Origin of the sequence: Vibrio lentus (assembly GCF_002875945.1) — a bacterium.
Lineage (GTDB): Bacteria > Pseudomonadota > Gammaproteobacteria > Enterobacterales > Vibrionaceae > Vibrio > Vibrio apostichopi.
In genome coordinates this window covers 155061-168146 of sequence record NZ_MCZK01000101.1, presented here as the reverse complement: position 1 = coordinate 168146, position 13086 = coordinate 155061, and the positions used below count along the sequence as shown (strand labels likewise).

11 protein-coding genes are annotated in these 13086 nt (G+C 44.5%); 8 read left to right on the top strand and 3 right to left on the bottom strand.

What is annotated here, in order from left to right; genetic code table 11:
• Positions 1-105: 105 nt before the first annotated feature.
• The 4 genes from ubiG to yfaE all read left to right on the top strand — a co-directional run bounded on the left by ubiG (position 106) and on the right by yfaE (position 5164).
• A complete protein-coding gene (gene ubiG / locus BCT49_RS08350; protein WP_102434838.1) occupies positions 106-852 on the top strand; it encodes a bifunctional 2-polyprenyl-6-hydroxyphenol methylase/3-demethylubiquinol 3-O-methyltransferase UbiG in 747 nt (248 codons plus the stop codon).
• A 516-nt stretch (positions 853-1368) separates the two neighbouring features.
• Positions 1369-3651, top strand: coding sequence for a class 1a ribonucleoside-diphosphate reductase subunit alpha (gene nrdA / locus BCT49_RS08345; protein ID WP_076669905.1), 2283 nt, complete (start codon positions 1369-1371; stop codon positions 3649-3651).
• Positions 3652-3752: 101 nt separating this feature from the next.
• Positions 3753-4886 carry a class Ia ribonucleoside-diphosphate reductase subunit beta gene (gene nrdB, locus BCT49_RS08340; protein ID WP_004733365.1) on the top strand — a complete coding sequence of 378 codons (1134 nt, stop codon included), beginning with the start codon at positions 3753-3755 and terminating at the stop codon, positions 4884-4886.
• Positions 4886-5164 carry a class I ribonucleotide reductase maintenance protein YfaE gene (gene yfaE, locus BCT49_RS08335; RefSeq protein WP_102361266.1) on the top strand — a complete coding sequence of 93 codons (279 nt, stop codon included), beginning with the start codon at positions 4886-4888 and terminating at the stop codon, positions 5162-5164. The genes nrdB and yfaE overlap by 1 nt, the downstream gene beginning before the upstream one ends.
• A 174-nt stretch (positions 5165-5338) precedes the next feature.
• On the opposite strand, the gene napF is transcribed toward yfaE, so the two are convergent.
• Together napF and BCT49_RS08325 are read right to left on the bottom strand one after the other, a co-directional pair.
• Positions 5339-5854, bottom strand: a complete 516-nt coding sequence (napF, locus tag BCT49_RS08330) for a ferredoxin-type protein NapF (RefSeq protein WP_102434837.1) — start codon at positions 5852-5854, stop codon at positions 5339-5341.
• Positions 5854-6420, bottom strand: a complete 567-nt coding sequence (locus tag BCT49_RS08325) for a TorD/DmsD family molecular chaperone (RefSeq protein WP_102434836.1) — start codon at positions 6418-6420, stop codon at positions 5854-5856. The genes napF and BCT49_RS08325 overlap by 1 nt, the downstream gene beginning before the upstream one ends.
• A gap of 198 nt (positions 6421-6618) precedes the next feature.
• Here BCT49_RS08325 and BCT49_RS08320 point away from each other — a divergent pair, with 198 nt between their 5' ends.
• The 3 genes from BCT49_RS08320 to BCT49_RS08310 are packed head-to-tail and all read left to right on the top strand — an operon-like array spanning position 6619 to position 10536.
• Entirely contained in the window at positions 6619-9057 is a 2439-nt protein-coding gene (locus tag BCT49_RS08320) for a DmsA/YnfE/YnfF family dimethyl sulfoxide reductase (RefSeq protein WP_102434835.1), read from the top strand.
• 11 nt (positions 9058-9068) lie between these two features.
• The gene (locus BCT49_RS08315) at positions 9069-9689 is read left to right on the top strand and encodes a DMSO/selenate family reductase complex B subunit (protein ID WP_017106644.1); all 621 of its coding nucleotides are present in this window, start codon (positions 9069-9071) and stop codon (positions 9687-9689) included.
• A 1-nt stretch (position 9690) separates the two neighbouring features.
• A complete protein-coding gene (locus BCT49_RS08310) occupies positions 9691-10536 on the top strand; it encodes a dimethyl sulfoxide reductase anchor subunit family protein (protein ID WP_102434834.1) in 846 nt (281 codons plus the stop codon).
• Positions 10537-10699: 163 nt separating this feature from the next.
• Here BCT49_RS08310 and BCT49_RS08305 read toward each other — a convergent pair whose 3' ends face one another.
• Positions 10700-11938, bottom strand: coding sequence for a CinA family nicotinamide mononucleotide deamidase-related protein (locus BCT49_RS08305; protein ID WP_102434833.1), 1239 nt, complete (start codon positions 11936-11938; stop codon positions 10700-10702).
• Positions 11939-12147: 209 nt separating this feature from the next.
• Here BCT49_RS08305 and BCT49_RS08300 point away from each other — a divergent pair, with 209 nt between their 5' ends.
• Positions 12148-13056, top strand: coding sequence for a DUF3943 domain-containing protein (locus tag BCT49_RS08300; RefSeq protein WP_102434832.1), 909 nt, complete (start codon positions 12148-12150; stop codon positions 13054-13056).
• Positions 13057-13086 lie beyond the last annotated feature (30 nt).

The window sequence follows — 13086 nt, the reverse complement described above, 5'->3', positions numbered from 1 at the left end:
AGCGTCATATCTTGCTGAAACATGGTCACTTTACACCCAATAAACTCGCAAAATTGTAGATCTTCTGGTCAGCAGGAAAAGGCAAGTTATAATGCCTGCAATTTCATGGATGCATTATTTAACTTGGAAATGCCGATTATGACTAAATCACAGAACGTAGACCCAGCAGAAATCAAAAAATTCGAAGACATGGCGTCGCGCTGGTGGGATCTAGAAGGCGAGTTTAAGCCACTACATCAAATCAATCCGCTGCGCCTAAATTACGTGCTAGAGAAAACCGAAGGCCTATTTGGCAAGAAAGTTCTCGATGTTGGCTGCGGTGGCGGTATTTTGGCTGAGAGCATGGCTGTAGAGGGTGCATTAGTTACCGGCCTAGATATGGGTAAAGAACCGCTAGAAGTCGCTCGTCTACACGCATTAGAAACCGGCACCAAGCTAGATTACATCCAAAGCACCATTGAAGACCATGCAGAGCAAAACCCACAAACTTACGATGTGGTGACGTGCATGGAAATGCTAGAGCACGTTCCTGACCCACAATCGGTTATCTCGGCTTGTTCAAAGTTGGTTAAACCAGGTGGCCATGTGTTCTTCTCGACATTGAACCGAAACTTTAAGTCTTACCTGTTTGCGATTGTTGGTGCAGAGAAGCTTCTTAAGATTGTGCCTGAAGGTACTCACGACCACGAAAAGTTCATTCGACCAGCTGAACTCATCAAGATGATCGACAATACGCCTCTACAAGAGTTAGGTATTACTGGGCTGCATTACAACCCACTAACAGACACGTATCGTTTAGGGTCGAATGTCGATGTGAATTACATCGTTCACACTCAAAATTTCGCCCAATAAATATTCGTGCATCTACCAGTATCCCTACCGTAAAATCTTTTATAAAAAAGACCCATGAAAAGAGTTGCAATTAACATAAGTTTGCGACTTTTTTCAGTCTAAATTTCGTGCGCCAGCTTCCATTTTGACCACCTCGATTTAAATTTAATCACCTAAAATCCATCGCCCATTTTGCTCAAAGATCAAGGGATTTTTTTTTATGGGAGTGCAAAAATAAAGCATCCTTAAAAGGCGGCTTTTATACAATCAAGTCACATCTAACCTCATCAGTTAGTGGTCACTTACAGTTTTTTTTAATCCACCACTTATCCACAAGCAACCCAATTTCTTTACCTTGAAAAATATCAGTTGTAGCACTATCTTGTAACCCAACAAACAAATGACCCCCATATGTTGTGTTTGAACTACAATGTATGGGTAGACCAAGATCACAAAGCCGAAACGTAATTTACAAAAATTACACAGAAATACACAAAAACACGGCCTTGTTCAGTTTTGTTAGGGAAATTAAGCAGAATGAACCAACAACTTACTGTTACCAAGCGTAACGGGCGCAAAGAAACGATCGATTTAGAGAAAATCCATCGAGTGATCACATGGGCAGCTGAAGGCTTGCACAATGTTTCTGTATCACAAGTAGAATTGAAAGCTCACATTCAGTTTTACGATGGCATTACCACGACTGACATTCATGAGACAATCATCAAGTCAGCAGCGGATTTAATCTCTGAAGAGACTCCTGATTACCAATATCTAGCAGCACGTCTGTCAGTGTTCCACCTACGTAAAAAAGCGTACGGTGAATACGAGCCGCCTGCTCTTTATGACCACGTTGCAAAACTGGTTGATATGGGTAAATACGATAGCCACCTTATGGAAGACTACACGAAAGCTGAATTCGAAGAGCTTGACGCGTACATCGACCACAAGCGTGACTTAAACTTTTCTTACGCAGCGGTTAAGCAGCTTGAAGGTAAATACTTCGTGCAAAACCGTGTAACAAAAGAAATCTACGAGAGTGCTCAGTTCCTTTACATCCTAGTTGCTGCGTGTTTATTCGGTAAATACCCGAAATCAACTCGTCTGGATTACATCAAACGTTTTTACGACGCCTCGTCTACGTTTAAGATTTCTCTACCTACACCAATTATGTCTGGTGTACGTACGCCTACTCGTCAATTCAGTTCATGTGTACTGATTGAGTGTGGTGACAGCCTTGATTCTATCAACGCAACAGCAAGCTCTATTGTTCGTTACGTATCTCAACGTGCTGGTATTGGTATCAACGCAGGTCGTATCCGTGCGCTTGGTTCTGAAATCCGTAATGGTGAAGCGTTCCATACTGGCTGTATCCCTTTCTACAAATACTTCCAAACAGCAGTAAAATGTTGTTCTCAAGGTGGTGTTCGTGGCGGCGCAGCAACCGTGTTCTACCCACTATGGCACGGTGAAGTTCAGTCTCTATTAGTACTGAAAAACAACCGCGGAGTTGAAGAGAACCGTGTTCGTCACATGGACTACGGCGTACAGCTGAACAAGCTTATGTACTCTCGTCTTGTTCAAGGTGGCAACATCAGCCTGTTCTCACCTTCTGACGTACCTGGCCTTTACGACGCGTTCTTCGAAAACCAAGAGCGTTTTGAAGCACTTTACGTTAAGTACGAAAACGATCCTTCAGTGAAGCGTGAAACGGTTAAAGCCGTTGAGCTATTCTCTCTGCTAATGCAAGAGCGTGCTTCTACTGGTCGTATCTACATTCAGAACGTTGACCACTGTAATACACACAGCCCGTTTGATTCTGAAGTAGCTCCTGTTCGTCAATCGAACCTATGTCTAGAAATCGCGCTACCAACTAAGCCGCTTTCTAACGTAGAAGATGACGAAGGTGAGATTGCACTATGTACGCTTTCAGCGTTTAACCTAGGCGCAATCAACGAGTTAGACGATCTGGCTGAGCTTTCTGAATTGGTTGTTCGTGCTCTAGATGCACTACTTGATTACCAAGACTACCCGCTTCCAGCAGCACGTAAGTCGACAATGAACCGTCGTACTCTAGGTGTGGGTGTAATCAACTACGCATACTACCTAGCGAAGAATGGTGTTAAGTATTCTGATGGCAGCGCAAATGGCCTGACTCACCGTACTTTTGAAGCAATTCAATACCACTTGCTAAAAGCGTCTGTTGACCTAGCGAAAGAGCAAGGCCGTTGCCCATCTTTCCACGAAACCAACTACGCGAAAGGCCTACTGCCAATCGATACTTACAAAAAAGATATCGACTTAGTATGTGAAGAGCCACTGCACTATGATTGGGACACGCTACGTGAAGAGATCATGGAGCACGGCCTACGTAACTCTACACTGACAGCGCTTATGCCTTCTGAGACTTCGTCTCAAATCTCGAACGCGACTAACGGTATCGAACCACCTCGTGGTTACGTATCAGTTAAAGCGTCGAAAGACGGCATCCTGAAGCAAGTGGTTCCTGATTTCCTAAATCTTAAAGAGAACTACGAGCTACTTTGGAACATTGGTACTAACGATGGTTACCTTCACTTAGTGGGTATCATGCAAAAATTCGTTGACCAAGCTATCTCTGCAAACACTAACTATGATCCAAGTGTTTACGACAGCGGTAAGGTACCAATGAAGCAGCTGCTTAAAGACTTGCTAACAGCGTACAAGTACGGTGTTAAGACGCTTTACTACCATAACACTCGTGATGGTGCTAAAGACGACCAAGGCGATGCAGTTCAAGTGCCGGAAGAAGATTGTGAAGGCGGCGGTTGTAAGATCTAAACCGCAATAAACATTAAGACCCCAGAGAAGTTATCTTCTCTGGGTTTAAAGCATTAACAGGGTTCGTTTTATTACGGGTCCTTAAAGGATTTGAGGCATTTATGGCTTACAGTACTTTTTCTCAACAAAAAAATGACCAACTAAAAGAACCAATGTTCTTGGGTCAGTCGGTAAACGTTGCACGTTACGACCAACAGAAATTCGAAATCTTCGAAAAGTTGATCGAAAAGCAGCTTTCTTTCTTCTGGCGTCCAGAAGAAGTAGACGTGTCTAGCGACCGTATCGACTACAACAAGCTTCCTGAGCATGAAAAGCACATCTTCATCTCTAACCTGAAGTACCAAACACTTCTAGATTCTATCCAAGGCCGCAGCCCTAACGTTGCCCTACTTCCTTTGGTATCACTGCCAGAAGTTGAAACTTGGATTGAGACATGGTCATTCTCTGAAACGATTCACTCTCGTTCATACACGCACATCATCCGTAACATCGTGAATGATCCAGGCGTAGTATTTGACGACATCGTTGAAAACGAAGAGATCCTAAAGCGTGCGAAAGACATCGCGTTTTACTACGACGATTTGATCAAGCTGACGGCTGACTACCACCGCTACGGTGAAGGCAACCACAACATCAACGGCGAAGACGTTAAGATTTCACTTCACGACCTGAAGAAGAAGCTTTACGTATGTCTAATGTCTGTAAACGCACTGGAAGCGATTCGTTTCTACGTGAGTTTTGCATGTTCATTCGCATTCGCTGAACGCGAGCTAATGGAAGGTAACGCGAAGATCATCAAGCTAATCGCTCGTGATGAAGCACTTCACCTTACTGGTACACAGCACATGATCAACTTGCTGCGTAATGGCCAAGATGACTTCGAATTCATGCAGATCGCTGAAGAGTGTAAGCAAGAGTGTTTCGACCTATTCAAAGAAGCGGCAGAGCAAGAAAAAGAGTGGGCAGAATACCTATTCAAAGATGGCTCGATGATTGGTCTGAACAAAGACATTCTTTGCCAATACGTTGAATACATTACCAATATCCGTATGCAAGCGGTTGGTTTAGGTACTGCTTACCCAGAAGCAACATCGAACCCAATCCCATGGATCAACGCATGGCTATCTTCAGATAACGTACAAGTTGCTCCACAAGAAGCTGAAATCAGTTCTTACCTAGTTGGTCAAATCGACAACGAAGTAAAAGCTGACGACTTTGAAGGATTTGAGCTGTAATGCCAACAATCAAAATCAACAAGCTGACTTCGATTGAATCTAACCCGTCGAATACTCTATTGGAAACAATGGAACAAGCGGGCTTAGAACCAGAATACAACTGCCGAGATGGGCACTGTGGCGCATGTCGTTGCACGTTGGATTCTGGTGAAGTTGAGTACGTTGGTTTTGCTATGGCTTACACACAAGGCGACGAGATTTTGCCGTGCATCTGCAAAGCAAAAACTGATTTGTCGCTGAGTAACGTGATTCATAGAAACAAGCAAAAACGCGCATAAGCCAACTGGCTTTAGGTCGCTTTGCTCGAATATCGTCAATAAGAATCAAAAAAGGATCCGCTTCCTTTAGGAATGCGGACCCTTTTTCTATTCATGTCTTTAGGTATCTGAGACGACTCGTCTATCACTCAACCAAAGCCTTCTTGTTGGTTCCCACTAAGCAAACCCTGACGTTTACTGTTGAGTCAGGTTCAGAGTCACGGAACCAATATAACAAGCGCTTCGGCACTCTCCACAGCCATTGCACTTATCTTGAGCTACCATAGGCAACTCCCCAGCTTCGATGTGTATCGCAGCCGCTGAACAAGCGGTCTGGCACGCATTGCAATCCATTTGCATGTAGTTGTTACAGCTATCCGCAAAGCTAGGCTTAAGGTCGATATAAGGCGTGACCGTTTGATGAAGTGCGCCAGTCGTGCATACTTCGCTGCACTTATCACACAGCGAACAACTGTTGTAATCCAAATTCAGTAGCGCACTGCCCTCTAGCATCTCAATGACACTATTTGGACATGCTTGCTCGCACAAACCACAACCATCGCAAAGACGCTCAAACAGCACCTCATCGACAGCTCTTGGTGGCCTTGCATGTAGGCGCTGCGATTTCTCTTCATAACTCGCGGCGGCTTTAACCGGTTTAGAGAGCCGAGTTAAGAAACCACGCCTATTTGAATTTATTTGTTCAGACATTAATCGATATATAACTTTTTAGTAGCAACGTTTAAATTATATTCAGATGTTAATTGCTCAAGCCAATCTATTACATCACTTGATAGCTTCTTATAAAAAGATAACTCTGATGCTGAATTAAATTTTTCTAAATAAACAGATGACCAAGTTAATAAATGAGACTCTAATAATTCACGAGCTGAATCAATATTATTATTTTCTAACAAATACGCATGTGCGAGTAGCATTAAACCAAATTGGTCTTCAGGCTCTCTTAAGCCTGTATCTAATTCTATATGATTCAATTCTAAAAACTGTCGATATTCTACAGTCGATGCGCCAAACACAATACGGTCTTTATCGAGATAAACAGAGCCCCAAGGTGGCGCTAGCATGTCTCCAACTCCTTCAAACAGCCGACTAAACTCTGCAGTTAGTGCATCTTCCTGTTCGTTTTGGAGTGCCAGTAAACAATCTTCTGATAAAACTTGGCTCTCTACTAAGGCCTGAACAATATCTATTAACTGTTCTTTATTAGTTGCTTGATAAAATAATGAACCGAGCAATTTATGCGTATCAATAATCATTCTTATTTATACCGTAATTGGTTTAACGACAATTATATAAATAATACGATTGGATTCTTTGATCTATTTTATACATTCGATTCATAATATTTTAATTCCGATCTTATTTGATGCCAATCAATCAATAATTAGAAATAAAAACATAGAGACCAAACTACCTATAAAGTGCTAGTCATCAATAACAATAGGCATCTTAGAATGACGAATAAGAAAGAATCTGGGGTAATGAATCTTACTCGAAGAGGCTTCATGAAAGCTTCTTCTGCGGTAGGTAGCGCAGCCGCACTCGCGGGCGGTATCGCTTTACCTTTCAAATCCAAACCAGTAGCGGCTGCGGTTGCTGAGAGTGTGGATGAGAAAATCGTATGGAGTGCATGTACTGTAAACTGTGGCTCTCGCTGCCCATTACGTATGCATGTGCAAAACGGTGAAATCAAATACGTAGAAACCGACAACACAGGTACTGACGAATACGGTCAGCACCAAGTTCGTGCTTGTCTACGTGGTCGCTCTATGCGCCGCCGTGTTTACAACCCAGATCGCCTGAAATACCCAATGAAACGTGTGGGTAAACGTGGTGAAGGTAAATTCAAACGTATTAGCTGGGAAGAAGCATACGATGAAATTGCTGGCACCATGCAACGCCTTATCAAAGACTACGGTAACGACACCATCTACCTAAACTACGGTACAGGTACACTTGGCGGTACGGTGACTAAGTCTTGGCCACCAGCACAAACGCTGATTGCTCGTCTAATGAACCTAAGTGGTGGTTACCTAAACCATTACGGTGACTACTCAACAGCGCAAATCGCGAAAGGCTTGAGCTACACCTATGGTGGTTGGGCAAACAACAACTCTTTCTCTGATCTAGAGAACACCAAGCTTAACATTCAGTTTGGTAACAACCCAGCTGAGACACGTATGTCTGGTGGCGGCCAGATCCACCACTACGTTGAAAGCAAAAACAAATCAAACGCAAGAACGATCATCATCGATCCACGTTACACCGATACTGCCGGTGGCCGTGAAGATCAATGGATCCCAATTCGCCCTTCTACCGATGCCGCATTGGTTGCCGGTCTTGCACATGTGATGATCACTGAAGACCTTGTCGATCAACCATTCCTAGACAAATACTGTGTTGGTTACGACGAGAAGACACTTCCTGCATCAGCACCTAAAAACAGCGACTACAAATCTTACATCCTAGGTTTAGGTGAAGATGGTGTAGAGAAGACGCCTGAGTGGGCTTCTAAGATCACAGGTATTCCCGTTGATACCATCGTTAAGCTTGGTCGTGAGATGGGCACAGCAAAACCGTGTGCAATCCACCAAGGTTGGGGCCTGCAACGTACTGCAAACGGTGAGCTAGCTTGTCGTGCAATCGCAATGCTGTCGCTACTAACCGGTTCTGTTGGTGTATCAGGTGGTTCTACAGGTGCTCGTGAAAGTGACATCAATATTCCATTTGTTCGCTTCCCTACCGTGCCAAACCCAGTTGAAACTTCCATTTCAATGTTCATGTGGACAGATGCGATTTACCGTCACGATGAAATGACTGACATCACTGATGGTGTTCGCGGTGCAGAGCGCCTTAAAAACCCAATCAAGATGATCTGGAACTATGCAGGTAACTGTATTATCAACCAGCACTCAGACATCAACAAAACACACGAAATTCTTCAAGACGATACCGCGTGTGAAATGATTGTTGTAGTCGATAACCACATGACTTCTTCTGCGAAATACGGCGATATCATCCTGCCTGATTTAACAACATCAGAGCAAGACGACTGGTGTATGGATGGTAAAGCGGCGAACATGCCTTACTTCATCTTCGCGCAAAAAGCGATTGAGCCTCAGTTCGAAGCGAAATCTATCTACGAGATGTGTTCTCAACTGGCGAAGCGCATGGGCGTAGAAAAAGAGTTCACAGAAGGCCGTACTCAAGAGCAATGGATTGAACACCTTTACGCAGAAACTCGTAAGAACGATCCAACACTGCCAACCTTCGAAGAGATGAAAGAGCTGGGTATCTACAAACGTAGCTATGACCACCACTACATCGCTTACGAAGATTTCCGTAAAGATCCTGAAGCGAACCCACTGACCACACCAAGTGGCAAGATTGAGATCTACTCGGAGCAACTGGCTGATATCGCGAAGACTTGGAAACTGAAAGAAGACGAAGTAATTCACCCACTTCCCGTTTACGCGGACTCTTTTGAAGGTCACAACGACCCACTGGCTGCGAAGTACCCACTTCAGCTAACCGGCTTCCACTACAAGGCGCGTACTCACTCCACTTACGGCAACGTTGCAGAGATCAAAGCAGCAGCACCGCAAGAGTTGTGGATCAACCCGATTGATGCGAAAGAACGTGGTATCGAAAACGGCGACATGGTGAGTATTTTTAACGACCGTGGCGAAGTTCATATTCCAGCGAAAGTGACACCAAGGATCCTTCCTCGAGTTGTCGCACTAGGCGAAGGTGCATGGTACGCACCAGATGGTCAGAAGATCGACCATGCAGGCTCTATTAACGTGCTGACCACTCAGCGCCCGAGCCCACTTGCTAAGGGTAACCCTCAGCATACAAACCTAGTTCAAATCAAAGCGCTAAAGAAAGCATAAGGTAGGTTGGAATGAAACAATACGGCTTTTACATTGATTCAAGTAAATGCACGGGTTGTAAAACCTGTCAGCTTGCTTGTAAAGATTATAACGATCTAGACATCAAAACGAACTACCGTCGCGTATACGAATACGCCGGTGGTGGCTTCACTCAAGATGGCGATACCTGGGTTCAGAAAGATGTCTTTTCTTACTACCTTTCTATCGCTTGTAACCACTGTACTAACCCTGCATGTGTGAAAGTGTGTCCTTCGGGCGCAATGCACAAGCGTGACGAAGATGGCCTAGTTGTGGTTGACGAAAGTGTGTGTATTGGTTGTCAGCACTGTAGCAATGCGTGCCCTTACGGCGCACCACAATACAATGCGAAGAAAGGTCACATGACTAAATGCGATGGTTGTTACCAACGTGTTTCTGAAGGCAAACAGCCTATCTGTGTTGAGTCTTGCCCACTTCGTGCATTGGAGTTTGGTGAAATCAATACACTTCGCGAGAAGTACGGTTCTGGTGCAGATGTAGCGCCACTACCATCTTCAAGTGAAACGCTGCCAAACATCGTGATTAAGCTGAACAAAAACGCGAAGCCTACTGGCGATACCAGTGGTCACCTAGCAAACCCGAAGGAGGTTTAAGATGATTTTTCATGAGTGGTCTTTGATCTTCTTTACGGTACTGGCACAAACAGCCGTGGGTGGTTACTTACTGATTGGCGCACGTGCACTGGTACTTGGTCATGACGAAGAGAAACTGAACAGCTACAAGGTTCCAATGTTCATTCTATGGGCATTAATGGGTCTTGGTTTTATGTTCTCGACAACGCACCTGGGATCTCCACTGCGCGCGTTTAACGCTTTTAACCAACTAGGTTCTGCTTGGTTGTCTAACGAAGTATTCTTCGGTGCGGCGTTCTTCGCAGTAGGCGGCCTGCAATGGCTACTGTCTGTGGTTAAGAAAGGTGGCGTTGCTATCCAGAAAGCACTGATGGTTGGCGCTATGGTACTGGGTGTTATCTTCATGTACGCAATGATCAATGTATACATGATCAACACAGTACCAACATGGGACAACATCTACACACCACTGAGCTTCATCATGACTATGGTTGTGGGTGGTTTGCTGCTTTCTCAATTCGTGATTGTATTCGCTAACGACAGCCGCTTTACCGTTGACCGCAACATCACCATGCTGGCTGTTATTGCCGTTGCGATCAGCTTGATTGTGACAGTAGGAAAACTGAACCTAATCGGTGACATCCAAACTTCAGTAGCTAAAGCATCTGAGTTGGTTGACGGTTTAGGCAGCTATGTGATTCTTCAAGTGGCACTGCTAATGGCAAGCCTGTTGATTTGGATTCTACCTATGCTGAACAAAGCAAAAGTGAACCCAGTAAACCTTGGCTTAGCACTAGTATTGTTCTTGGCTTCAGAGTTAATCGGCCGTGGTTTGTTCTACAGTCTACATATGACAAGCGGTTTGTAATCACGCATTACGTGTAAACATCGCAGCTTGTCTGGTTATCTAGAAGGCTAGATAAACAAAAGGCCCAACACCTATTTAGATGTTGGGCCTTTTTATTGGTTCTGCCTTAACCTTAGTTCAAGAGGTCTTGGCTCAAGAGAACTTGGTTAGCGACAAGAGCTGCTTACTTGATGATCGCTGAAGGGATAAACATATCCTTCACGCGTTTTAATGAAGAGTAATCACCAAACATAGGTTTGTTGTCTAGGTGTCTTCTCAACATATCTGCCGCAACGGTTTTGATAATGGTGCGCGCATCTTCGCGGTTATATTGACGGTAGAACTCAAGCACTTGGCCCCACTCACCCGCTTCGCTCGACAGCGCAATACTGAATGTATTGCCTTCTAGCTTGCCCGTCACCAAGGCTAATTCAGTGCCACACTTTTCTCTTGTTGCGCCTGCTAATGCAAAAGTCGCCGCCAATGGGTCGCTCTTCTCAAGCTCACTCTCTTTTGGTTCAGCCATCACCCATGAGTGACCAAAACAATCTTCAACCTGCTCATTCGATTGCAGCCAAGCCGACAATGCACCTTTGGTCGACACTTCAGAAACAGACAGGGTTTTCTTTCTCTCTGCCATGATGTGTCCAATATGGTCAATCATCGGCTCATCAACGCTCACTACATTACTCTCTAACAGCTTGTACACCATTTGTAGCAGTTTAACGCGCGTTTCTAAACCAGACTTAGGCCCAAACAATTTCACCTCAATGAACGGCAGATAAGAGCGATAACCCAGCTCATAGCCTTCAGGCAGTTTCAATTGGTCCAACACATCAGAGATACCCGACTCAGATAAGCCAAAGGTAAATAGTCGACTGCATTCAGAGGCAACCACTTGAGGATAAGCGCGTGACAAATCAGGCAGGATTTCAAAGGTCACCATGCGCTTGAATTCACTCGGTACGCCCGGTGTGAAATAGAACGTCGCATCGTTTATCTTCAACTTGAAGCCACACGCAGTGCCGACTGGGTTATCGACAATCTCAGAGCTTGCTGGCAACAAGGCTTGTTTAAGGTTGCTGTCAGGCATCGGCATGCCACGTCCAGAAAACATCTCTTCCATGCGATCCAGCCATTCAGGGAACATGACTAATTTCTGCTCTGACGCTGCTGCTGCTGCTGCCGCACTCATGTCATCCGTTGTTGGCCCTAACCCGCCATTGACGATAACCACATCATAGTTAAAGCTCAGCATCAGCAGTTCTTCAATGAGAGCATTCATCTGGTCACCCACAGTGGAACGTTTGGCGAGAGCAAAGCCGTGTTGGTAAAACTCTCCAGACATCCAAGCTGCGTTTGTGTCTACAATGTCTCCATGAAGAACTTCTTCACCTGTGCTTAACATTGCGATTTTCGTCATATTTCTATCCCTTGTGGTCATAAAAAGACACTGCATTATTCATAAACTGGTCTATGGTTGAATTTGAGACATTCCAGCTTTTCACAAATATTATTAATGTTAAATCTAAGGTTTTCTTAGGAAAAGCGATAAATTATTAGTTCCCTAAATCAGGCATTTAATAGATAATTGTGACTCTGATCAATTCTTAACTTCTCATGGAGACCCTTGTGGCCAAATCACCGTTACTAGCGAAGGTTACTGCTGCATTTTCAATGCTAATGTCAGTTAACTCGGTTGCAAGCCAATACGACTTCGACCAGCCAATCAACCTTTCTTACTCGGATGAATGTGCTCAAGACTACTGTGTTAATGATAGCTTGTACACCTACAAGCCAAGTGCCAATTACGCACTGAGCGAATCAAGTGACGAGTATGACTTCTCAATCCAACAACCAAAACATATGTTGGTGAGCCAAGAGAAGGATTGGGATTATCTAATGGGTCAAACCTACACCATTCTCGGGTTAAGTGTAGCTACAGTGGGTCTAATGACTTTGCTACCTGAAAGTATCACTAAGTGGGATGATGACCAACGTGATATCAGCTCATTAGGTAAAAAGTGGAAAGATAACGTGTCTGAGGGTCCTGTATGGGACCGCGATGAACACTTCCTAAACTACGTAATGCACCCATATTTTGGTGGTGTTTACTACACCGCAGCTCGACATGCAGGTTACGATGAGTTTGAGTCTTTCTTATACTCTTGGACCATGTCGACATTCTTCTGGGAATACGGCGTAGAAGCGTTTGCTGAAGTACCATCATGGCAAGATCTGTTCATCACACCATTCTTTGGTGCGGTTGTCGGTGAAATGATGCTAGAAGCAGAACAAGATATCGTTGCTTCAGGTGGTGAAGTGATGGGCTCTCAAACCATAGGTGATGTGTCTCTATTCTTCCTAAACCCTGTTGGCCACATCCACTACTGGGTAAGTGACGCTTGGGGCGGTGACGCAGAAGTTAACCTGAATACTAACCCTTGGTGGGATAACCAAGACGCTGCGCGATTCGCTTACGACGCCGGCGCACGATACGATTCTCAGTTTGTTGGTATGAACTTCAAGGTCACGTTCTAAACCAGAATCCACGTTATTTGTTAAGTTACT